Source organism: Pseudomonas paralactis (assembly GCF_001439735.1).
Taxonomy (GTDB): domain Bacteria; phylum Pseudomonadota; class Gammaproteobacteria; order Pseudomonadales; family Pseudomonadaceae; genus Aquipseudomonas; species Aquipseudomonas paralactis.
Genome location: NZ_JYLN01000001.1, coordinates 230849 through 251865 on the forward strand (window position 1 = coordinate 230849; position 21017 = coordinate 251865).

Annotated in this window: 18 protein-coding genes and 1 pseudogene; 7 read left to right on the forward strand and 12 right to left on the reverse strand. The window is 57.9% G+C overall.

Translation table 11 applies throughout. The features are described 5' to 3' along the window. Nucleotides 1-167 precede the first annotated feature (167 nt). Entirely contained in the window at nt 168-1208 is a 1041-nt protein-coding gene (locus TX23_RS01010; protein WP_057700643.1) for a LacI family DNA-binding transcriptional regulator, read from the reverse strand. 200 nt (nt 1209-1408) lie between these two features. Here TX23_RS01010 and TX23_RS01015 point away from each other — a divergent pair, with 200 nt between their 5' ends. Together TX23_RS01015 and TX23_RS01020 are read left to right on the forward strand one after the other, a co-directional pair. Next, nucleotides 1409-3601 carry a TonB-dependent receptor gene (locus TX23_RS01015; RefSeq protein ID WP_057700644.1) on the forward strand — a complete coding sequence of 731 codons (2193 nt, stop codon included), beginning with the start codon at nt 1409-1411 and terminating at the stop codon, nt 3599-3601. Between the two features lies 1 nt (nt 3602). Beyond that, complete coding sequence (locus TX23_RS01020; protein WP_057700645.1) at nt 3603-4934, forward strand: LLM class flavin-dependent oxidoreductase; 1332 nt, start codon at nt 3603-3605, stop codon at nt 4932-4934. Nucleotides 4935-4974: 40 nt separating this feature from the next. Here the strand turns inward: TX23_RS01020 and aqpZ are convergent, their stop codons facing one another. The 4 genes from aqpZ to TX23_RS01040 all read right to left on the reverse strand — a co-directional run bounded on the left by aqpZ (nt 4975) and on the right by TX23_RS01040 (nt 9928). Beyond that, entirely contained in the window at nt 4975-5667 is a 693-nt protein-coding gene (gene aqpZ / locus TX23_RS01025; RefSeq protein WP_057700646.1) for an aquaporin Z, read from the reverse strand. A 131-nt stretch (nt 5668-5798) separates the two neighbouring features. Beyond that, nucleotides 5799-7181 (reverse strand): MFS transporter, encoded by a 1383-nt coding sequence (locus TX23_RS01030; protein ID WP_057700647.1) that lies wholly within the window; start codon nt 7179-7181, stop codon nt 5799-5801. A gap of 89 nt (nt 7182-7270) precedes the next feature. Continuing rightward, nucleotides 7271-8851 (reverse strand): aldehyde dehydrogenase (NADP(+)), encoded by a 1581-nt coding sequence (locus TX23_RS01035; RefSeq protein ID WP_057700648.1) that lies wholly within the window; start codon nt 8849-8851, stop codon nt 7271-7273. A gap of 126 nt (nt 8852-8977) precedes the next feature. Beyond that, entirely contained in the window at nt 8978-9928 is a 951-nt protein-coding gene (locus TX23_RS01040) for a LysR family transcriptional regulator (RefSeq protein ID WP_057700649.1), read from the reverse strand. Between the two features lie 114 nt (nt 9929-10042). Between TX23_RS01040 and TX23_RS01045 the strand changes: the two genes are divergently transcribed. After that, entirely contained in the window at nt 10043-11224 is a 1182-nt protein-coding gene (locus tag TX23_RS01045; protein ID WP_057700650.1) for a fumarylacetoacetate hydrolase family protein, read from the forward strand. 50 nt (nt 11225-11274) lie between these two features. Continuing rightward, nucleotides 11275-13059, forward strand: coding sequence for an IlvD/Edd family dehydratase (locus TX23_RS01050; RefSeq protein WP_057700651.1), 1785 nt, complete (start codon nt 11275-11277; stop codon nt 13057-13059). Between the two features lie 221 nt (nt 13060-13280). On the opposite strand, the gene TX23_RS01055 is transcribed toward TX23_RS01050, so the two are convergent. Continuing rightward, complete coding sequence (locus TX23_RS01055) at nt 13281-13781, reverse strand: Lrp/AsnC family transcriptional regulator (protein WP_057700652.1); 501 nt, start codon at nt 13779-13781, stop codon at nt 13281-13283. 119 nt (nt 13782-13900) lie between these two features. Here TX23_RS01055 and TX23_RS01060 point away from each other — a divergent pair, with 119 nt between their 5' ends. From TX23_RS01060 to TX23_RS01065, 3 genes and pseudogenes are all read left to right on the forward strand, one after another. Then, nucleotides 13901-14935 carry a histone deacetylase family protein gene (locus tag TX23_RS01060; protein ID WP_057700653.1) on the forward strand — a complete coding sequence of 345 codons (1035 nt, stop codon included), beginning with the start codon at nt 13901-13903 and terminating at the stop codon, nt 14933-14935. Beyond that, nucleotides 14926-15121 (forward strand): annotated as a pseudogene (locus tag TX23_RS28285) (ornithine cyclodeaminase); the annotation flags it as partial. The gene TX23_RS01060 and the pseudogene TX23_RS28285, both read left to right, overlap by 10 nt. A gap of 99 nt (nt 15122-15220) precedes the next feature. Then, entirely contained in the window at nt 15221-16663 is a 1443-nt protein-coding gene (locus TX23_RS01065; protein WP_057700654.1) for an amino acid permease, read from the forward strand. Nucleotides 16664-16774: 111 nt separating this feature from the next. On the opposite strand, the gene TX23_RS27920 is transcribed toward TX23_RS01065, so the two are convergent. From TX23_RS27920 to TX23_RS01090, 6 genes are all read right to left on the reverse strand, one after another. Further along, nucleotides 16775-17050 (reverse strand): hypothetical protein, encoded by a 276-nt coding sequence (locus tag TX23_RS27920; RefSeq protein ID WP_157243886.1) that lies wholly within the window; start codon nt 17048-17050, stop codon nt 16775-16777. A gap of 354 nt (nt 17051-17404) precedes the next feature. Beyond that, entirely contained in the window at nt 17405-17632 is a 228-nt protein-coding gene (locus TX23_RS27925; RefSeq protein ID WP_057700655.1) for a hypothetical protein, read from the reverse strand. 179 nt (nt 17633-17811) lie between these two features. Next, the gene (locus TX23_RS01075; RefSeq protein WP_057700656.1) at nt 17812-17994 is read right to left on the reverse strand and encodes a hypothetical protein; all 183 of its coding nucleotides are present in this window, start codon (nt 17992-17994) and stop codon (nt 17812-17814) included. Nucleotides 17995-18348: 354 nt separating this feature from the next. Then, a complete protein-coding gene (locus tag TX23_RS01080) occupies nt 18349-18981 on the reverse strand; it encodes a LysE family translocator (protein WP_057700657.1) in 633 nt (210 codons plus the stop codon). Between the two features lie 68 nt (nt 18982-19049). Then, nucleotides 19050-19844: an AraC family transcriptional regulator gene (locus tag TX23_RS01085; RefSeq protein WP_082629535.1), complete on the reverse strand. Its 795-nt coding sequence runs from the start codon at nt 19842-19844 to the stop codon at nt 19050-19052. A gap of 188 nt (nt 19845-20032) precedes the next feature. Beyond that, nucleotides 20033-20983 (reverse strand): MBL fold metallo-hydrolase, encoded by a 951-nt coding sequence (locus TX23_RS01090; RefSeq protein ID WP_057701127.1) that lies wholly within the window; start codon nt 20981-20983, stop codon nt 20033-20035. Nucleotides 20984-21017 lie beyond the last annotated feature (34 nt).

Here is a 21017-nt window from a genome sequence, read left to right on the forward strand (position 1 = left end):
CATTAGTTCGCCACAGCCGATGCAGAAGTTAGCCGGGGGTATCGACTGGAAGTTATAGCTCTAGTTCCTGCTGGCGGGAAATTAAATACAAAACATTGCCAAATACACTGATTTAGAGCGTTAGCAGCCAATAGCCACTAGTTGCACTTAGCCATACTCCGTAATGACTAGGTACTTTCCCTTTCAATTAACTGACAGTGCAAGAGATTCAAGCGTGCAACTTCGCCCTCAATCGGTAATACACCCAGACTTTGCAGAACGCGGGAGGCGGCTAATACACCAATCTGCAGGGCCGGTGGCTGGATCGTGCTGAGGCTGGGCAGCAACATCTGTGCGAAGGGGTAATCGCCAAAGCCTAATACGGCGCAGTCCCGGGGGATGCTTAGCCCGGCGCGTTGGCCGGCGAGCAAGCCGCCGGCAGCCAGGTTGTCGTTGGCAAAGAAGATCGCGTCGGGCCGGGTGACCTGCCCCATCAACGCCTCCATGGCCTGCTTGCCCGCCTCGAAAGGCGCGCGGTCGGCGTCCGGGACAAAGACCCAGGGCTGCACACCCAGCTCGCTCAAGGTGGCGGTAAAACCATCACGGCGCTCCAGCGCGCTGAAATCCCCCGCCGCGCTGTTCTGCACGAAAGCGATACGCCGATAGCCCTTGCCATGCAGGTAGCGCGCAGCAGTGACCCCCACTTGGTAATGGGAAAAACCCACTTGCAACGGCTCGCGTTCCGGCACGTAGTCCCAGGTTTCCACCACTGGGATATCCACTTCGGCGATCATCTTTTCCGTGCCTGGGCTATGGAAGCGGCTGGTCAGCACCAGCGCGGCCGGCGACCAGCCGAGAAAGGCGCGCACCGCGCTTTCCTCTTGCTCGACGCTGAAATAGCTGGACGCCAGCAACAGCTGATAACCGTGGCGGCTGAGGGTATCGCTGAAGCCCTGCAAGGTATTGGCAAAGATCGGCCCCGAGATATTCGGAATCACCATCGCGACGATTTTGCCTCGCGCAGAGGCCAAGCCACCGGCCACCAGATTGGGCACATACCCCAATTGCGCCACCACCTCGGCGATACGCTCGCGGCGCTCGGGCGAGACCTGCTCCGGCTGGTTGAAGTAACGCGACACCGTAATCGCCGACACCCCGGCCTGGCGTGCCACGGTGTTCAGGGTGACGCGTCCGGCGCCCCGGCGTTTGCGCGGTGGGTGTTCGCTCACGAAATAGACCTATAAAAAAGGAATATAAAACTAATTTTTTAGTATTTGACGCTCTAAATCCGCGCCTTCAATAATGCCGATGTTAGCGCTAACAAGGCGCAATGTCTGCTACTCGCTCGAGCGAATGCCAAGACATTTTCACAGGCGCTGACGGTCGCAGAACCGCAGCGGACCAGGGTATTTTTTCGAGCGGGCACAGCATGCATAACTTTCCACGGCACACCCCTTTGTTGCTCCTGGCTGGCCTCTGCGCCCTGCCCGTGTGCGGCGCGGTTGCAGCTGACGAGCAAGAGCCCACGCTCCAATCCATAACGGTTACCGCTACCCGCCGCGAAGAGTCGCTGCAAAAAGTCCCGGTGGCCGTCTCGGTGCTTGATGGCGAACAACTGGAGCGCGATAACCGCAACGGTGTGGCGAGCATCGCGCAGCAGGTGCCGTCACTGAACTTTCGCACCGGCGCGTCGAACAAGGACACCTCACTGTTCGTGCGCGGCGTGGGCACCATTTCTACCTCGCCAGGGGTGGAGCCCACTGTGGCCACGGTGATCGACGGCGTGGTCTATGCACGCCCCGGCCAGGCCACCCTCGACCTGCTGGACCTTGAGCGCATCGAAGTACTGCGCGGCCCGCAAGGCACGCTGTTCGGCAAGAACGCCTCGGCCGGCGTGCTGAATATCACCAGCAAGGCGCCGACGGCCCAGACCCACGGGTTTATCGATCAATCGTTCTACAGCGGCAATGAAAGCCGCACGCGCTTCGGCATCGGCGGCAGCCTGATACCGGAGGTACTCAAAGGCTCGATCAGCACCTTGTTCGGCAGCTACGACGGCAACGTCGACAACCGCCATAACGGCCAGGAGGTCAATGGCTACAACCACAAGGGCGTTCGCGGCAAGCTGGAGTTCACGCCCAACGACGACGTGAAGCTGACCCTGATCGCCGATTACATGCAGTCCCACGATGACGCGCCCAATGGTGTGGTCAGCAAGTCCCTGAACCCGGCGTTCAGCAATGCCTTGAGGCCGGTGCGCGCCTCAAGCGACAAGCGCGATATCAACACCGATACCCGCAGCCATGTGCAAGACACCAACAAGGGCCTGTCGGCACAGTTGGACTGGAACCTGGGCGACTACACCCTGACCTCGATCACCGCCTGGCGCGGCTGGGACAACACCCAATACCAGGACGGCGACCGCCTCGGCACCGTCACCGCCGCCTTCCCCGGCACCGCCGACAAAGGCGACCTGGCGTTCGACCAGTATTCCCAGGAGCTGCGCCTGGCCTCGCCCAAAGGTGAATTGCTTGAGTACGTCGGTGGCCTGTTCTACATGCATGGCAAGGACGAAGAAACCTATCAGCGCACCCTCACTTCCACCACGCGCACCGACCGTGGTATCGCCGACTACAGCACCACCAGCGACAGCTACGCGGCGTTCGGCGAGACCACGCTCAACTTCACCTCGCGCTTTCGTGGCATCGCCGGCTTGCGTTATACCCATGACGATTTGAAGTACGACCACCGCCGCGTGTCCACCTCTGCCACCACCGTCAGCGGCATTCAACCGGCGACGTCGAGTTCCGGCTCGGTAGACGAGGACGGTTGGTCCGGTCGGCTGGGCGTGCAATACGACATCAGCGACACCGTCACCAGCTACCTCACCTACTCGCGGGGCTATAAAGGCCCGGCCTACAACGTGTTCTTCAACATGCAGCCGCGCGACACCGAGGCGCTCAAGCCGGAGACTTCCAACACCTGGGAAGCCGGGATCAAGGCCACCGCGTGGAACAACCGCCTGACCACCAACCTGGCGGTGTTCCACAGTGATTACGACAACTACCAGGCCAACTTTTTTGACACCGTCGCCGGCCAGGTGGTGACGCGCCTGATCAACGCCGGCCGCGTCAGCACCGAAGGCGTCGAGCTCGATTATGCGTTGCAGGCCACCCGGCAACTCAAGCTCTCCGGCGCCCTGGCCTATACCCGAGCGCGTATCGATGAATTTGCCTGCCCGGCGGGTGCGGCGGCGACCTGCAATGTCAATGGCAAGCCACTGCCATTCAGCCCGGACTGGAAAAGCTACGTGCGCGCCGACTACACCATCCCCCTGGATAACGGCCTGGATGTCGAACTGGGCACCGACTACAGCTGGCAGAGCGAAGTGCAGTACGACATCAGCCAGAACCTGGACACCAAGCAAGGCGCGTACGGCATCTGGAACGCCAGCGTGGCCCTGGCCGACTACACCGCTGGCTGGCGCGTGGCGCTGTTGGCGAAGAACCTCGCCGACAAATCCTACTCACCGCTGCTGGCCAGCGGCGGCAATTACATCTACCGCGCCGTGCCCCGTGACGATGAACGTTACTTCGGCGTGCAACTGCGCAAGGATTTCTAACATGAGCCGTCAACTCAAACTCGGCGCGTTCCTGATGGCTACCGGGCACCACGTGGCCGCCTGGCGCCACCCCGATGTACCGGCGAATGCCGGGCTGGATTTCGCCCACTACAAGCATGTGGCACGGGTGGCGGAGGCGGCGAAGTTCGACGCACTGTTCGTGGCCGACAGCATTGCCGCCGCCACCGGTGAGGTCGCCAGCCAGATGGCGCGTTCGGATCATTTTGAGCCGCTCACCCTGCTCTCGGCACTCAGTGCGGTGACCGAGCATATCGGCCTGATCGCCACCGCCACCACCAGCTACAACGAGCCCTACCATGTAGCGCGCAAATTTGCCTCGCTGGATCATCTGTCCGGTGGCCGTGCAGGCTGGAATCTGGTGACCTCGGACAATGCCGCCGAGGCGCTGAATTTCGGCCGCGACGAACACCTGGGCCACGCCGAACGCTACAGCCGCGCACGGGAGTTTCATCAGGTGGTGACGGGCCTGTGGGACAGCTGGGACGACGACGCGTTCGTGCGCGACAAGGCCAGCGGTCGTTATTACGACCCGCATAAACGCCATGTGCTGGATCATGTTGGCGAGCATTTCCAGGTCAAAGGCCCCCTGAACGTGGCGCGCTCGCCCCAGGGCCAGCCGGTGATCGTACAGGCCGGCTCTTCGCAGACCGGCCGGGAACTGGCGGCGCAGACTGCCGAGGTGGTGTTTACCGCACAGACTTCGCTGGCCGAGGCTCAAGCGTTTTACCGCGACCTCAAGGGGCGTCTGGGCCAATACGGACGGGCGGCCGATTCGCTGAAAATCATGCCGGGCATGTTCGTGGTGGTCGGGCAAACCGAAGCCTTGGCCCAAGCCAAATTCGAAGCGCTCCAGGCGCTGGTGGAACCCGCGGTGGGCGTCGCGTTGCTGGGACGCATGTTGGGTAATTTCGACCTGTCCGGCTACCCGCTGGATGGGCCGCTACCCGAATTACCCTTGACCGACAGCGGGCAACGCAGCCGCCAGCAACTGCTGAGCGAACTGGCCCAGCGCGAACAACTGACGCTGGCGCAACTGGGCCGACGCATTGCCGGTGGACGCGGTCATTACAGCGTGATCGGCACGCCCACGCAGATCGCCGATGAGCTGCAGCGCTGGTTCGAAGAAGGCGCGGCGGATGGCTTCAATATTCTGGTGCCGCACCTGCCGGGCGGGCTGGAGGATTTTGCCCGCCTCATCGTTCCCGAGCTACAGCGGCGTGGCTTGTTTCGGCGCGAATACACAGGCACCACACTGCGTGAAAACCTCGGGTTGGCGCGCCCGGTCAGCCGCTACAAGACGGCTCAATCATGAAGAACACGGTGCGCGCGCCGAGCAAAGGTGGCCTGGGCGATTACTGTTTTGTCGCCAACACGAACCGGTGCACGAGCCCACCAAACACACCACCGAGTAAAGGCACCACCCAGAACACCCACAACTGAGCCATCGCCCAATCGCCTTGAAACAGTGCTACGCCCGTACTGCGCGCCGGGTTAACCGATGTGTTGCTCACCGGAATACTGATCAGGTGAATCAAGACCAGCGCAAACCCAATGGCCAGCGGCGCAAAACCGGCCGGCGCCTTTTTATCGGTAACACCCAGGATAATCAGCAGGAAAAACGCCGTGAGTACAAACTCGCTCACCACCACTGACAGAAACGAGAAGCCACCTGGAGAGTGCTCGCCATAACCATTAGTGGCAAACCCCGCCGACACATCAAACCCGGCCTTGCCGCTGGCGATGAGGTACAACACCCCGGCCGCTGCAATCGCACCCAGAACCTGAGTGAGGATGTAGGGCAGTACGTCCTTGCCACCCATACGCCCCGCGGCGAGCAAACCCAGAGTGACCGCCGGATTGAAATGACCGCCGGAAATATGGCCGACGGCGTAGGCCATGGTTAATACCGTCAAGCCAAATGCCAATGCCACGCCGGCAAAACCAATGCCCAACTCAGGGAACGCGGCCGCCAACACCGCACTGCCACAACCGCCCAGAACCAGCCAGAACGTGCCGAAGAACTCGGCGGCTAGACGTTTTGTCATCAGGAAACTCCTTGAAATAAGGTCGAAGAGTTGGAGCCTAACAACCGGGCATGGGTCTTGGATGTGGGAAATTTCCTTAGCGCATGTCACATATGAACACGCGCCAGCAAGGCACTCTCCCCTGTGCATATCTAGGCGGTTTCCAGCGCCCCTGTGGTAGCTGCCGCTTTCGGCGTTCTGCCGAGCATAGAGACAGGGATCGCCAGGATCAGCCCACCACTGACGAACAGACACAGGGCCAACACATAGGTGCCATTGTTGATGTTGCCGGTGAGGTTCTCGGCCACGGCAGTGATCATCGCCCCGGTGAACCCCGACAGGTTGCCGATGGCGTTGATCATGCCGATGCCGGCTGCAGCCGCTACGCCCGACAACAAGGTCCCCGGCAGGGTCCAGAAAATCGGCATCAGGCTGAGAATCCCGGAGGCGGCGACGCTCAAAAAGAGTACGGACAACACCAGGTTGTCGGCAAAGAAGGCGCTGAAGATCAAGCCGACCCCACCGATAAAGGCAGGAATGGCCGCGTGCAAGCGCCGCTCGCCGGTACGGTTGGAGTGTCGAGCGTTTAGCAGCATCACCACCGTGGCGACCGCATAGGGTATGGCGGTCAGGAAGCCGATGTGCAAACTGTTGGTGATACCGCTGCTCTTGATAATCGAGGGCATCCAGAACGCCAGGCCGTAGAAGCCGGTGTTGAAGGTCAGCAAAATCAACACCAGCAACCACACCTTCGGGTTGAAGAACACCTCGCTCAAGCGCGTCGCCTTGCCGTGGTTATCGGTTTGCAGGTTGGCCTTGAGCAGGGCTTTTTCCGCCGCTGAAAGCCACTTGGCCTTGTCGATGTTGTCGGCCAGGCAAACGATCACGATGAAGGCCATGATGATCGACGGAAGCCCCTCGATGATCAGCATCCACTGCCAGCCCGACAGGCCGTGCACGCCCTGCATACTGTTCATCAGCCAACCGGACAACATGCCGCCCAGTGTCAGGCTGATCGGCATGGCCATCAGGAAGCCGGACATCACGCGACTTTGCCGGTGCGTTGGGAACCAATAATTGAGGTACAGAATCACGCCGGGGAAGAAGCCGGCCTCACACACCCCCAGAAGAAAGCGCAACACATAAAACATGCTGCTTGACTGGATACCGAAGAACCCAGCCAGTGGCACGGTGTAGGCCACCGCCATGGAGATCACTGCCCAACTGAGCATGATGCGGGCGATCCAGAACCGTGCCCCGAAGCGATGCAGCAGCAGATTGCTGGGGACTTCGAAGAGGAAATACCCCCAGAAAAACATACTGGCGCCCAACGCATAGACCGTATTGCTGAACTGCAGCTCATTGAGCATATCCAGCTTGGCAAAGCCGATGTTGACCCGGTCCAGGTAGGCCGCCATGTAGCACAAGAGCAGGACGGGAAGGATGCGCCGGATGACTTTGCGGTAGGTCTGGTTTTCAAAGTCGAGTTCGCGAGATGACGCCTGTGCGGGCAAATGCTCGGATATGGTTTGCATGAGGTAACCCCTGGGCATATGGATATGCCTGATTATTTTTATCGAATGGGTCAAGCCGAATGAGCACTCATCCGGCAGTGCTGCCGTTATTACAGTGGCTGGGCCGTGTGCTCTCCGTTGACCAGGCGCATCAGCCCCAAGGGATTGCTGTTCTTCAAGGCATCGGGAAGCAAGCCATCGGGGAAGTTCTGGTAGCACACCGGCCGCAGGAACCGATCGATGGCCAAGGTGCCTACCGAGGTGCCACGGGCATCGGACGTCGCCGGCCAAGGCCCGCCATGGACCATGGCATCGCAAACCTCTACCCCGGTCGGGTAACCGTTGATCAGCACTCGCCCAACTTTTTGCTCAAGCACGGCCACCAGGTCGGCGCACTGCTCAAGTTCAGCCGGCTCACCGATCAGGGTGGCTGTCAGTTGGCCCCGCAACCCCTGCAAGGCCGCCAACAGCTCGGCCCGATCAGCCACTTCCACCACCACAGTGGCCGGACCGAAGATTTCTTCCTGCAGCAAGACGCTGCCTGTCAGAAGCAGCTCGACATCGGCCTGGAACAACTGCGCCCGGGCCTGATTACCCTGCTGTACGTTCCCGGCCAAATGAGTGATCTGCGGATGCTCCAACAAGGCTTCACAGCCCTGGACATAGCTGCGCAGGCCATTGGCATTGAGCATGGTTTGCCCCGGCTGATCGGCCAGCAATGTACTGAGCGCTTGCACGAAGCGGCTGAATGCCGCCGAGCGAATACCGATGACCAAGCCAGGATTGGTACAGAACTGACCTGCCCCCATGACCACCGAAGCCGCCAGCTCGGTCGCGACACGCTCGCCACGTACCTGCAAGGCTTCTGGCAACACCACTACCGGATTGATGCTGCTCATCTCGGCAAACACCGGGATCGGTTGCGGGCGCGCGGCCGCCATGTCACACAGCGCCCTGCCGCCCTTGAGCGAACCGGTAAAGCCGACGGCTTGAATCATGGGGTGCTTGACCAGGGCTTCACCCACACCGGCACCGAAGATCATGTTGAACACACCTTTGGGCATGTCGGTCTGCTCGGCGGCCCGGATAATGGCTTCGGCCACCCGTTCTGCAGTCGCCATGTGCCCGCTGTGGGCCTTGAACACAACCGGGCAGCCTGCGGCGAGCGCGGCAGCGGTATCGCCGCCTGCGGTGGAGAATGCCAGCGGAAAATTACTCGCGCCGAACACCGCTACCGGGCCCAGGCCCAAGCGGCACTGGCGTAGGTCGCTACGGGGCAGGGGCTGGCGGGCAGGCAGCGGCAAGTCGATACGCGCGCCGTAAAAGCTGCCGTGACGCAGGGCCTTGGCGAACAGGCGCATCTGGCCACTGGTGCGGGATCGTTCGCCCTGAATACGTGCCGCCGGCAACGCAGTCTCCTGACAGACAAGGGCCACAAAGTCATCGCCCAAGGCGTCCAGTTCACTGGCGATGGCCTCCAGAAAGTGCGCGCGACGCAGGGCCGACAAGTTGCGAAAGGCGGGATAAGCCTGGGCGGCCGCCACGGCTGCGGCATCCACCTCTTCGACCGTGGCCTGGACGAAACCTGTGGGCAGTGGTTGCCCGGTTGTAGCGTCCACGCTGTGCAGCAACACCGACCCGGCTGCGCTGCGACCACCGGCGATAAAGTTGTGTCCGGACAGTTTGGGCATGACAGTCTCCTGACCCAGATGGGAATCTGGTCGGTACTCTACTGCCGCCAATCGATTCTTTCCCAATGGCATTTGTTGATTATCCGATAACGATACGTTATCGCAGCAATCATCAATTCGTGCCGCTCAATCGGGCTGATCCCTGGCCAGGCGTGCGTTTTCCTTGAGTATTTCGGCGAACTCCAGCGCCGCCCCTATCAGTGGTTCGCCTTTGCGCGTGAGGATGCCGTAGTCCTGCGGCACCAAATGCAGCGGGGTATCGAGCGTCTTCAATTGGCCGCTTTCGAGCAGCGGGTTGACCATGGCGCTGGGCAGCATCCCGATCATGGGCCCGCGCTGCAAAACCTGAAGGAAGGTTTGCATGGAAATGGTGTCGATGGTGTTACGTGGCATCCCGACACCGGCTTCGGCAAAGGCATGTTCCATGCGGCCACGAATCGGCGTGCCGACCGGATAGAGAATCCACGGCAAGTCCACCAATTGCTGCAACGAGAGCGGGCCGGCGTCCGCCAGCGGATGACGACCGTTGACCACGATCGAGAACGGTTCGGGGGCCAAGGCCTCGAAGTCATAGCGTCGCTGCTGGCTTTGATCGGTAAACCGGGCCACCGCCAGATCCAGCTGCTTCTCTTCAAGCATCTCCATCAGGCGGTTACTGGTCTGCTCCACTACTTCAATCGAAAGCAGCGGCCAGCGCTGTTTGATTTGCAGGACCGCTTCGGGCAAAGCCGCCGCCGTTGCGGCAAAAATCCCGCCGACCTTGAGGGAGCCGTGACCGCCCTCACGCAGGCTGCTGATTTGCTCGACAAACGAACGCGCGTCGTTCAAGGCTATCTGCGCATAACGCAGCACATGCTCACCAAGGGCCGTCGGCGGCATGCTGCGCGGCAATCGTTCGAACAAGGCGAAGCCGAGCAGGCTTTCGATTTCCTTGAGCATCTTGCTGATGGCCGGCTGACTGAGGTTCATCTGTTGCGCCGCCAAGTGCATGTTGCGCGTGCGTCCCAACGTATCGATCAACACAAGATGACGGAATTTCAGCCAGCTGCAGAAGCTGGAGAAGGACAGATCGGACATGACTATTCCCTGGGCGACCAATAACCTGGCGTTATCAAATACTGAATATATCTCATTGGAGTTTATCGACTCGCCGCCCTAGCGTGAAGGCTTTACGAACCAGGAAAATTCGCCATGCCGTTATTGCTGACTCCCGAAAACACCCTTCCGGTCGATGGTATGGCCGCCACCCTGATCGGCCGCGCGTGGGTGCCAGGCAGTATCGCCGGGCCCTCGCCGATAGTGCTGCGCAGCGACGGCGTGTTTGATCTGTCGGAGCGTTTTTCGACCCTGAGCGACCTGCTGGAAACGCAATCTCCATTGCAGGCCGTAAGGCAGACGCCCGGCACCTTCATCGCCAGTGTCGAAGCGCTGCTCGCCAACACGGGCCCCACTCATGATCCGTCCAAACCCTACTTGCTGCCGCCCCTGGACTTGCAAGTGATCAAGGCCGCCGGGGTCACGTTCGCCGCCAGCATGATCGAGCGCGTGATCGAGGAGCAGGCCGGCGGTGACATGGCAAAAGCCGAAGCTGTGCGCGCCACCGTCCGCAGCGTAATTGGCGACAACCTGCGCTCGATCGTACCGGGCTCGGAGCAAGCCATGCGCCTCAAGGCTTTGCTGATTGAACGGGGGATGTGGTCGCAATACCTGGAAGTCGGCATTGGCCCGGATGCGGAGATCTTCACCAAGGCGCCTATCCTTGCGGCGGTGGGAAGCGCCAGCCACATCGGCATTCACCCCGGCTCGCAATGGAACAACCCGGAGCCCGAAGTGGTGCTGGCGGTGAACAGCCGTGGCCAGATCCACGGTGCCACCCTGGGCAACGACGTCAACCTGCGCGATTTCGAAGGCCGCAGCGCGCTGTTGCTGAGCAAGGCCAAGGACAACAATGCCTCCTGCGCCATTGGGCCGTTTATTCGCCTGTTCGACGAACACTTCGACCTGGATGATGTGCGGGCCTGCGTGGTCGATCTAGAGGTACAAGGCGAAGACGGTTATCGGCTGCACGGTTCAAGCTCCATGAGTCAGATCAGCCGCGACCCTCAGGACCTTGTGGATCAGACACTCAACGCCAATCACCAATACCCCGATGGTTTTCTGCTGTTTCTCGGTACGCTGTTCGCCCCCACCGAAGACCGCGACCAGGCCGGCAGCGGTTTCACCCACAAGCTGGGTGACCGCGTTCGCATCAGCAGCCCGTTGCTCGGTAGCCTGCATAACCAGGTGACCCACAGCTGTGCCGCCACCCCCTGGACATTTGGGGTAGGCGCCTTGTTGCGCAATCTGGCGTCCCGTGGCCTGCTCGCCCGCTGAATCCCAACCGATTGTCGATTCTGCCAATAATGACAAGAGAGAAAAGCATCATGAGTGAAATGCCAAAACGTCGCCTGCGCAGCGAGCAATGGTTCAATGACCCTGCCCACGCGGACATGACTGCCCTGTACGTCGAACGCTACATGAACTACGGGATGACCCGTGAAGAACTGCAATCGGGCCGCCCGATCATCGGCATCGCCCAGACCGGCAGCGACCTGACCCCCTGCAACCGTCATCACCTGGAGTTGGCGCAACGCGTCAAGGCCGGTATTCGGGATGCCGGCGGTATACCCATGGAGTTCCCGGTGCATCCGATCGCCGAGCAATCGCGTCGGCCCACCGCGGCATTGGACCGTAACCTGGCGTATCTGGGGTTGGTGGAGATCCTCCACGGCTACCCGTTGGACGGCGTAGTCCTCACCACCGGTTGCGACAAAACCACCCCCGCCTGCCTGATGGCTGCCGCAACCACCGACCTGCCGGCCATTGTCCTGTCCGGCGGCCCGATGCTCGACGGCCACCACAAGGGTGAATTGATCGGCTCCGGCACTGTGCTGTGGCACGCACGCAACCTGATGGCCGCCGGCGAGATCGATTACGAAGGCTTCATGGAGATGACCACAGCGGCCTCGCCATCCGTGGGGCACTGCAACACCATGGGCACCGCGCTGTCGATGAATGCGCTGGCCGAAGCACTGGGGATGTCATTGCCGGGCTGTGCGAGCATTCCGGCGCCCTACCGTGAGCGTGGGCAAATGGCTTACGCCACCGGCAAGCGCATTTGCGAACTGGTCCTGCAAGACATAAGGCCGTCGCAGATCATGACGCGTGAGGCATTCGAGAACGCGATCGCCGTCGCCTCGGCACTCGGTGCATCCAGCAATTGCCCTCCGCACCTGATTGCGATTGCCCGGCACATGGGCGTCGAACTGAGCCTGGATGACTGGCAACGGATTGGCGAGGACGTGCCGCTGCTGGTCAATTGTATGCCGGCGGGCAAGTACCTCGGCGAAGGCTTTCACCGCGCCGGCGGCGTGCCGGCCGTGATGCACGAACTGCAAAAAGCCGGGCGCCTGCATCAAGACTGCGCGACGGTCAGCGGCAAGACCATCGGCGAAATCGTTAGCAGTACCCTGACCAGTAACCCCGACGTGATCTACCCCTTTGAAACCCCGCTCAAGCACCGCGCCGGTTTCATCGTGCTCAGCGGCAACTTCTTCGACAGCGCCATCATGAAAATGTCGGTGGTAGGCGAAGCGTTTCGCAAGACCTACCTGTCCGAACCCGGCGCAGAAAACAGCTTCGAGGCCCGGGCGATTGTGTTTGAAGGTCCAGAGGACTATCACGCCCGCATCGACGACCCGGCGCTGGATATCGACGAGCGCTGCATCCTGGTCATCCGCGGTGTCGGCACCGTGGGCTACCCCGGCAGTGCAGAAGTGGTGAACATGGCGCCTCCGGCTGCGCTGATCAAACAAGGCATCGACTCCCTGCCCTGCCTGGGTGATGGGCGCCAAAGTGGCACGTCGGCAAGCCCGTCAATTCTCAACATGTCCCCCGAAGCAGCAGTAGGCGGTGGCTTGGCGTTGCTCAAAACCAACGACCGCCTGAAGGTGGACCTGAACACCCGCACGGTGAATCTGCTGATAGACGAGGCCGAGATGAGCCGACGTCGAGGCGAGTGGACGCCGAACATCCCACCCTCCCAGACACCCTGGCAGGAACTGTACCGGCAACTGGTGGGACAGCTTTCTACAGGTGGGTGCCTGGAGCCTGCAACTCTGCATCTGCGCGTGATTGCCCGCAGTGGTGAGCCGCGGCATTCGCATTGACGAGCGAGCGAGGGCATAGTCGCCCCGCTTGAGAAGCCAAAGCAGAAAAGCCCAGCAGACATGCCTAATGTTGTAGGAGCAAGCTTGCTCGTGAAAAACTCACAGGCGCCGTGTTCAATCAGGAAACACGCGTTATCGTTGACGTTTTTCGCGAGCGAGCTCGCTCCTACAGTAAGCGGAATGCTCCGGACATCGATCATTTTCGCGGCGCTCCACTTCCATTACCCCTTGCTCAATTGAGGTATGGCGATGCGGCTACCGGCCTTGATTTCGCGCAAAGCCAGGCTCGACTGAATAGACGCGATACCCACCTGCCGCCTCAGCACTTGCTCGATAAAGTCGCTGTAGCTATCAAGATCCTCTGCCAACACCTGGAGCACGTAGTCAGCGTCACCGGTGATCTTGTGGCAGGCCAATACCTCAGGTAATTGCGCAATCACTGCCTCAAAGGCGTCCGGAGCGTGATCAGCGTGGGTAGAAAAGCGGATGTGCACGAATGCCATGATATCCAGCCCCAGCATTCTTCGATCAAGGGTTGCCTGATACCCCTTTATCACCCCCGCCTCCTCCATTCTCTTGCGCCGTCGCCAGCAAGGCGTAAGGCTCAACGAAAGCCGCTCACTGAGTTCGGCGTTGGAAATGCTCGCGTCTTCCTGCAATAACTCAAGAATGGCCAGATCGGTCTCATCGAGGCTGATGCGCCTGGATATATTTTTCCTCATTACGCCGCTTCCGAGTTAAATCGCCCGATAAATATAGAAAAGCACGAAAACAAAGCAAAGAAATCGCACCCCGACCAGAACAGAATATTTCCACTGGCTCACATTAACGGATGCGCAGAATGTTTACAGTTTTCAGTGATTCTCATCGTCTACACCATGGCACCGAATTGAAAGATGGCGTGCTCAAGCCGTCGTTCGAACAGCCCAGTCGGGCGGACACCGTTCACAACCGTGTCAAGCAAGTAGGCCTTGGCCAGATAGTCGAACCGCGCGTGTTTGACCGGTCGTGCTATGTCAACGCGCACAGCGAGCGCTACGTGAGCTTCCTGGAAAGCGCCTGGTCAGAATGGTGCGCGACAGGGCGCACTCATGATGCCTTGCCACTGGTATGGCCGGTGCGCGATTTGGCCAACGACCAGATGCCAACATTTATTGACGGCAAACTCGGCTTTTATGCGATGGATGCCGGTTCCCCCATCACCGCCACCACCTGGCAGGCGGTCAAGACCAGTGCCGATATCGCACTGACAGGTCTGGCACTTATCGATGAAGGCCACGACAGTGCGTTTGCCCTTTGCCGTCCGCCGGGCCATCACGCGGCGCGTGAATACATGGGGGGTTACTGCTATCTCAACAATGCGGCCATTGCCGCACAGCAGGCGATCACCCGGGGCGCCAAACGTGCCGCGGTCCTCGACGTCGATTTTCATCACGGCAACGGCACCCAGAATATTTTTTACCCGCGCAATGACGTCATGTTCGTCTCGCTGCACGGCGAGCCGAGCGTGTCCTATCCGTACTACTCAGGGTTCAGCGGTGAGGTCGGCGCCGGCCGTGGCGAAGGGTACAACCTCAATTACCCGTTGCCGAAAAACACCGCCTGGGAAAGCTACCGCGACGCCCTGCTTCACGCCTGCAGAAAACTTCAGCAATTCGCGCCAGACGTATTGGTGATCTCATTGGGCGTCGACACCTTCAAGGACGACCCCATCAGTCATTTCCTGTTGGAAAGCGAGGATTTCATCGGGATTGGCGAGCTGATAGCGAGCGTTGGTTGCCCCACCCTCTTCGTGATGGAAGGCGGCTACATGGTCGATGAAATCGGAATCAATGCGGTGAACGTATTGCATGGCTTCGAGAGCAAGCGCGCCTGACGGTATTCGATTCCGTGGGCTTTGCCCTGGAGGATTTCTCGTCGCTTCGCTACCTGCCTGCGATGGCGCACGAACATCAGGTCGGCCGCACATCCACCGGGTGCTAACGCCTGAAAATATAAAAACCTGTTCCTGATGCTTGATCAGCAACCGACCCAGGCAGCCCATCTGCGCACGGCCAGTTGACCTGAGCCAATACCATCATCCGCCATTGCGTCCTGACAGTGGCGCTGGATACCCACTTTTCTGCCAAAACTCAAAAACATAAGATCAAGAGGTTTTGAAATGAAATCGAATTCATCAGAGCGGGTTGAACAGCCTGCGCTGCAGCGTACGCTCAGCAATCGTCACATCCAGTTAATGGCCATGGGCGGTGCCATTGGTACAGGTTTGTTCATGGGCTCCGGAAAGATCATCGCCCTCTCCGGCACCTCGATCATCCTCATCTACATGATCATTGGCCTGTTCGTTTACTTCGTCATGCGTGCCATGGGCGAAATGCTGCTTTCCAATTTGAATTTCAAAACCTTTGCCGATTTTGCCGGCGCTTACCTCGGGCCTCGCGCCGCATTTTTTCTCGGCTGGTCGTATTGGCTGAGCTGGAGCGTTGCAGTGATCGGCGATGCCGTCGTCGTTGGTGGCTTTTTCCAGTACTGGTTCCCCGATCTGCCTGCGTGGATACCGGCTATCGGGATGCTGGCCACACTGTTTGCCTTGAACGTGCTGACGGTCAGGCTTTTCGGTGAAGTCGAATTCTGGTTCGCGATCATTAAGATCATCGCCGTCGTGACGCTTATTGGGGTCAGCCTCGTGCTGATTGCCAGCTCGTTCGTATCCCCCAATGGCGTTACCGCGTCCCTGAGCCATCTGGTGGATAAGCAGGCTGCATTCCCTAACGGTTTGTTTGGTTTTTTTGCCGGTTTTCAGATGGCGATATTCTCATTTGCCGGCACCGAGCTGATCGGCACCGCTGCGGCAGAAACCCGCTCTCCGGAGAGGACCTTACCCAAGGCAATCAACTCGATTCCGTTGCGAATCATCCTGTTCTACGTATTGGCATTGGGCTGCATTATTGCCGTGACGTCCTGGCAACAGGTGTCACCCGTAAAAAGTCCTTTTGTCGAACTTTTTCTCGTCGCCGGCTTTCCTGCAGCTGCCGGCATCGTTAACTTCGTGGTCCTGACATCCGCCGCTTCATCGGCCAACAGTGGCGTATTCTCCTCCAGCCGTATGCTGTTCGGGCTGGCGAATCAGGACAACGCACCGGGTATTTTTCGGCGACTGTCGAGCAACAGCGTGCCTTTACTGAGCCTGGCCTTCACCACGCTGTTGATGCTGCTGGGTGTACTCGTGCTGTTTATCGTTCCGGAAGTCATGACGGCCTTCACCATCGTTTCCACTGTGTCAGCGACTCTGGTGATCTTCACGTGGTCGACCATCCTCGTATCCTACATTGCCTATCGCAAAAAACGTCCTGAGCTTCACGCAAAATCTGCTTACAAGATGCCAGGCGGCGTGCCAATGGCATCGCTTTCCCTGGCTTTTATGGGCTTCGTTCTGTGCCTGCTGGCATTGAGACCTGACACCCGCGTTGCCTTGATGGTCATGCCGGGATGGTTCATATGGCTGGCCGTTGCTTATCAGCTAACGCGCAGCAGGAAGCCAAAAACCGCGGTGGAAATTGATGTACAAGGAATCGTTGAAAGGCCGTGCCAGCGATCCACTTGAATGCGTACTTGAAAACCGTGCCTGGAAATAAACCCCAGTGGAATTTGCAGACGAAAAAAAGCCACTCCATGAGCGTTCTGTTCCCTCAAACAGGGCTTCTTTTAATCTGAATTAAAAATGCCAAAAAGCTTTGAGCCAGATGCAGAAAGCCCGGCAATTAGCCGGGCTGTTACCGGCTACTCCAGAATAGGCGTCAGCCGTTTTATTCCTGCCAGAATCACCAGCGGAGAGTGAGCATTTGATTTTTGCCGCGTGCGCAACCACTTTACGCTGGGAAGCGCTTACCTTGTGAAGCACTTCCTGGAAAACTTCACGTTTGGTCTCGCAGGAGGCGCTACTGAAGAAATCGGCCAGTAGACTGGAGTCTTCGGTGTTAGTTTTACGCATGGCGATCTGCCTCAGTCAGTAGCCCGATAAGCTGCTGGTAGCCATAGGTCTTTGGAATTAGGGCGTCAATCACCCTTACCCCAGGATCGACGAACCAATACTGGATCCACGGCGCTCGATCATCGACGAGCTGAACCAGCAGATGGAAGCGTTCTTCGGCTCTGGCAAGAAAGCCCAGGTCATCCCGAACGCCTGCGCAAAGAACGCGACAAGCTCGCACCGTCCGTGCTCGCCGAAGTAGCTAAGAGCGTCGTAGCCAGCGCGGCAGCGAAGAACCTGGGTATGCACATCAAACGCGTGACGCTGATCGCCTAGGAGAACGGCTTCAAGTTTGCCGACACCCCATGAGGCGCATCAGCAAGAGAGCTGCCGCACGGCGCAGACCGACCTGGCTGGCGTTGCCGGCAAGTGGAATAAAGGAATCAGGCCAGGGCCAAGGACAACGCGCAGATCCAGCGGGAAAAGCGCCCGAAAGAGAAGGCGCTGCTCGACAAGATCGGCGCCGAGAAGCGCTCGTTGATTGTCTCGAAAGCGCTCGATGATGCACTGCTGGGCGTGCGCCACGATTTCGAGGAATGGCATGAGACAGTAACCTTCCTGATCAACTTAGCGGCAGCACCTGCCAAAGAGACTGCACGCCTCGTAATCATGTCGCGACCGAGTTTCGAGATAACAGAAAAGCAGCCGCGACAGCTGGAAGAATTCAGCAAGACGGGGCTTGATCCTCTCAGCTCAAGACCGACTCGGTCGAATTCAGCAGCTTAATCTGGAAAACAGAGTTTTTCTTCGACTTCCCAAGTAACACCCGCACTCTGATTGCTTTCGACGACGAGAAGGTCGCCTTTCAAGGCCTTAACCTGCCCAAAGCGTTCTGAGCCAGTAGTCGTATCGCCTACTTGATCACCGATTTCAAAGGTCACGCTCCCGTTTTCGTTGTGCTTCATGTCACTGCTCCGGTTTGGTTTAGGGGCAACCGTAATACCCCATATCACTGAACAGCGCCAGCCAACGCATCCCTATCGCTTTGCTTGCGTATCGGGAATAAGCCAACCCAATAAAAAAAGCGCTCGCGGGGCCAACAAGCCAAGTGACAGTCGTTCCTGGGCTGAGAATTGGCACTACGATAGCTACTGCAAACAGACCTATTGCTGTCCATAGTTTACTACGCGGCGTAAACCACTCGCGAAACGCTTCAAGCCTTCTTGTAGTGGTCAACTTCAATTTCACGCCATACTGGACAATGGAACAAAAAAACCATATCTATCAAAAACTGCCTTACCCTGTGTTTATTTAAGCCCCTAGAATAACCGCGCAGCCAGAATGGCAATGGCCAATAGCAGAATAACAGCGCCAAAAAATTTATTAATAGAGACCCCTATGGCCGGACGCCTTTTTATTTTCATTGCAATTTCACCAGCCAGAAACATCAGAGGAGTTTCAATCAAGAACATAATGAAGATTAGCTCAACGCCCAAAATCAGCATCTGCATACCCGGCATACCCGCTTCAACCTGAATAAACTGCGGGATAAATACCAATGTAAAGATGATGGCCTTAGGGTTCAGCACGTTGGTCAGTAATCCTTGCGAATAAAGTTCACTAAGGCTTTTCTGCTCGCTGTTATTTTGAAGGCTAATCGTGTTTTTGTTGTTAAAAATGCCAAGGCCTACCCACATGATATAGAGCGCGCCACCGATGACGAAAAACTCATATAACACAGGCGAAGAGGCGATCAGTGCCGTAACGCCGGCAATCGCAAGACCGATGTGACACATCACCCCAGTGACAGCGCCCAATACCGTAATCAGCCCCGCTTTCGTTCCCTGGGTTATGGCATTAGACAATGCGCAAAGCATGTCGGCACCAGGGATCAACGTTAACGCAGCAGCCGAAATAGCAAATAAACCCAGCGTAGAAATATCGATGAACACGTTTTCATCTCCTCGTCAAAAAGGCACATAGTCGGTCCCTCTTAGTCGGCGAGATAGAACGATATTGCTCACATGCGTCGGTTGCGATAGCTACATGGCGTGACGCCGTAAGTTGACTTAAATACCCTGCCCATGTGCGACTGATCGGCAAACCCGCAAGCGATAGCGATTTCCGCGATATCTCCGCCCCTGGAAAGCAATACCTTAGCCTGTTGCAATCTAAGCTGCCGCTGATAGCGACTCGGTGATAAACCGAATTTTGCCGAGAATTGACGACAAAGGTGGAACTTCGATATGCCGACTTCCCGTGCCAGCATATCCAGACGCACTTCCTGGGCATTATGATCGTGCAGATACTCTTTTGCTCTTCGCAAGCTTGGCGTGATGTCGCTGGCCTCAGTTAATGACTGCCACGGAGAAAACACCTGGAGCAGCTCCGCCACACATTCGCTCCATACCACTTCTCGGTCAAAATGACTGGATTGCGTTTCAATCAGTACCGAAGCGGTTTCACACAACTTTCTGGCGAAAGCCGCATGTTCGATGTGCTTCCCCTTAATAGCCGGTAAATGCACAGCCATGCTTTCCGCTGCGCCGAGCAGCATCTCGTTGCTGGGATAAAACATAAAATAGTGGCAGCCCTCCTCACCCAGAGGTGTCCCGGCATGCATCTGCCCTGGCGAGATGATGCTGATTTGCCCACGGCGGACGATACCGTCGGAATCTCCTTTGGCGCTGTTGTTATTGGCGCCACGCAGGACAACGCCAATCGACCAGGTATCATGCCAGTGCACGTCAAATCGATGGTCCGAAAAGTCCGCTATCAGCAACTCAAGACCGCCCAACGCGTCAAAACGATGCATGAATGCCGAATTTCCCATTACATTTTTACCCGAACAATCGTTGCCACCGTAGGCCAAAATAACACACAACACGCAGCGTGAAAGCCCGCAGCTCAGCATTGAAAATGCTTGCGCAGCATCTTAAAAAAGGGGCCGCTGGGCCCCATAACATTATGTTGGCATTCGTTCCTTGTTAACTAGCATGCAGATTAATGTTTATTAATCACACCGTAGTTCAAAGGGTGCCAGTCATAGCCATCTCCCTTTTTACTGATGTAGCCCAGGCCAGGGAAGGACAAATGGGCGCCCGCGACAAGCGCTTTTTGCTGTGCAAGGTCATCAAACAGCCTCTTGCGCTGCGCAACGGCGGCAGAGGCGTCAATATCATAGGCGATGGCGACATTCGGGTCAGGGAATTGCACGGAGGCGACGTGGATCATATCCCCCAGTATCACCATCTTTTTCCCTTTGCTTTCGACGGCAAACACGCTGTGTCCTGGCGTGTGCCCGCGCGTTTCGATAGCCGAAATACCCGGGGTTAGTTCCTTTTCGCCCTCGAATGTCTTCAGTTTCCCCGCCGTTTCATAAGGTTTCAATGAGGCGATCGCGGCATCGAAGAAGCGCTTATCTTTCTCTTCCGCCTGCCGTTTTGTTTCTTCATTAAGCCAAAAAGCGACTTCTTCTTTTTCCACTCTGACAATGGCGTTCGGGAAAGCGATTTTATTCTGCGCCACCAGCCCCCCCACATGATCGGGGTGCAAATGGGTTAAATAAATCTCATCCACCTGCTCCGCCTTATAGCCCGAAGCATTCAAATTTTTCATCATCTTGCCCAGCGTTTCACCATGCAGCGCGCCGGTGCCGACATCGACTAAAACTAACTTTTCTCCGGTGTTAATAAGATAGGCATTCACCGATGTCGGCAACGGTAACGATAGGTTATTGACCTCCATCGCCTTTTCAAGCTGCTTCAGCTGAGTATTGATCAATATTTTATCTGCGGGCATGGGACTTATTCCGTCAGACAACGCCGTCACTTCGAAATCGCCAAGCATTATCCTGTAGAAACCAGGATTTTCTATTTTAGAAAAAGGCGCCGCGGCGGCTGAAGCGGCAGAAAAAACGGCGAGAAACGCGCCAATGAGTATATTGCGACGCATAGAGAACCTCGTAGATTGAAGAAGGAAATACCTA

Bases quoted from the DNA above. Each gene is read 5' to 3' on its own strand.
- TX23_RS01090 (WP_057701127.1), bottom strand. From the start codon at position 20,983: ATGCGTCGCAATATACTCATTGGCGCGTTTCTCGCCGTTTTTTCTGCC.
- TX23_RS01065 (WP_057700654.1), top strand. From the start codon at position 15,221: ATGAAATCGAATTCATCAGAGCGGGTTGAACAGCCTGCGCTGCAGCGT.
- TX23_RS01040 (WP_057700649.1), bottom strand. From the start codon at position 9,928: ATGTCCGATCTGTCCTTCTCCAGCTTCTGCAGCTGGCTGAAATTCCGT.
- TX23_RS01085 (WP_082629535.1), bottom strand. From the start codon at position 19,844: ATGCATCGTTTTGACGCGTTGGGCGGTCTTGAGTTGCTGATAGCGGAC.
- TX23_RS01075 (WP_057700656.1), bottom strand. From the start codon at position 17,994: ATGAAGCACAACGAAAACGGGAGCGTGACCTTTGAAATCGGTGATCAA.
- TX23_RS01035 (WP_057700648.1), bottom strand. From the start codon at position 8,851: ATGCCCAAACTGTCCGGACACAACTTTATCGCCGGTGGTCGCAGCGCA.
- TX23_RS01015 (WP_057700644.1), top strand. From the start codon at position 1,409: ATGCATAACTTTCCACGGCACACCCCTTTGTTGCTCCTGGCTGGCCTC.
- TX23_RS27920 (WP_157243886.1), bottom strand. From the start codon at position 17,050: ATGCGTAAAACTAACACCGAAGACTCCAGTCTACTGGCCGATTTCTTC.
- aqpZ (WP_057700646.1), bottom strand. From the start codon at position 5,667: ATGACAAAACGTCTAGCCGCCGAGTTCTTCGGCACGTTCTGGCTGGTT.
- TX23_RS01060 (WP_057700653.1), top strand. From the start codon at position 13,901: ATGTTTACAGTTTTCAGTGATTCTCATCGTCTACACCATGGCACCGAA.
- TX23_RS27925 (WP_057700655.1), bottom strand. From the start codon at position 17,632: ATGCCATTCCTCGAAATCGTGGCGCACGCCCAGCAGTGCATCATCGAG.
- TX23_RS01030 (WP_057700647.1), bottom strand. From the start codon at position 7,181: ATGCAAACCATATCCGAGCATTTGCCCGCACAGGCGTCATCTCGCGAA.
- TX23_RS01045 (WP_057700650.1), top strand. From the start codon at position 10,043: ATGCCGTTATTGCTGACTCCCGAAAACACCCTTCCGGTCGATGGTATG.
- TX23_RS01020 (WP_057700645.1), top strand. From the start codon at position 3,603: ATGAGCCGTCAACTCAAACTCGGCGCGTTCCTGATGGCTACCGGGCAC.
- TX23_RS01050 (WP_057700651.1), top strand. From the start codon at position 11,275: ATGAGTGAAATGCCAAAACGTCGCCTGCGCAGCGAGCAATGGTTCAAT.
- TX23_RS01055 (WP_057700652.1), bottom strand. From the start codon at position 13,781: ATGAGGAAAAATATATCCAGGCGCATCAGCCTCGATGAGACCGATCTG.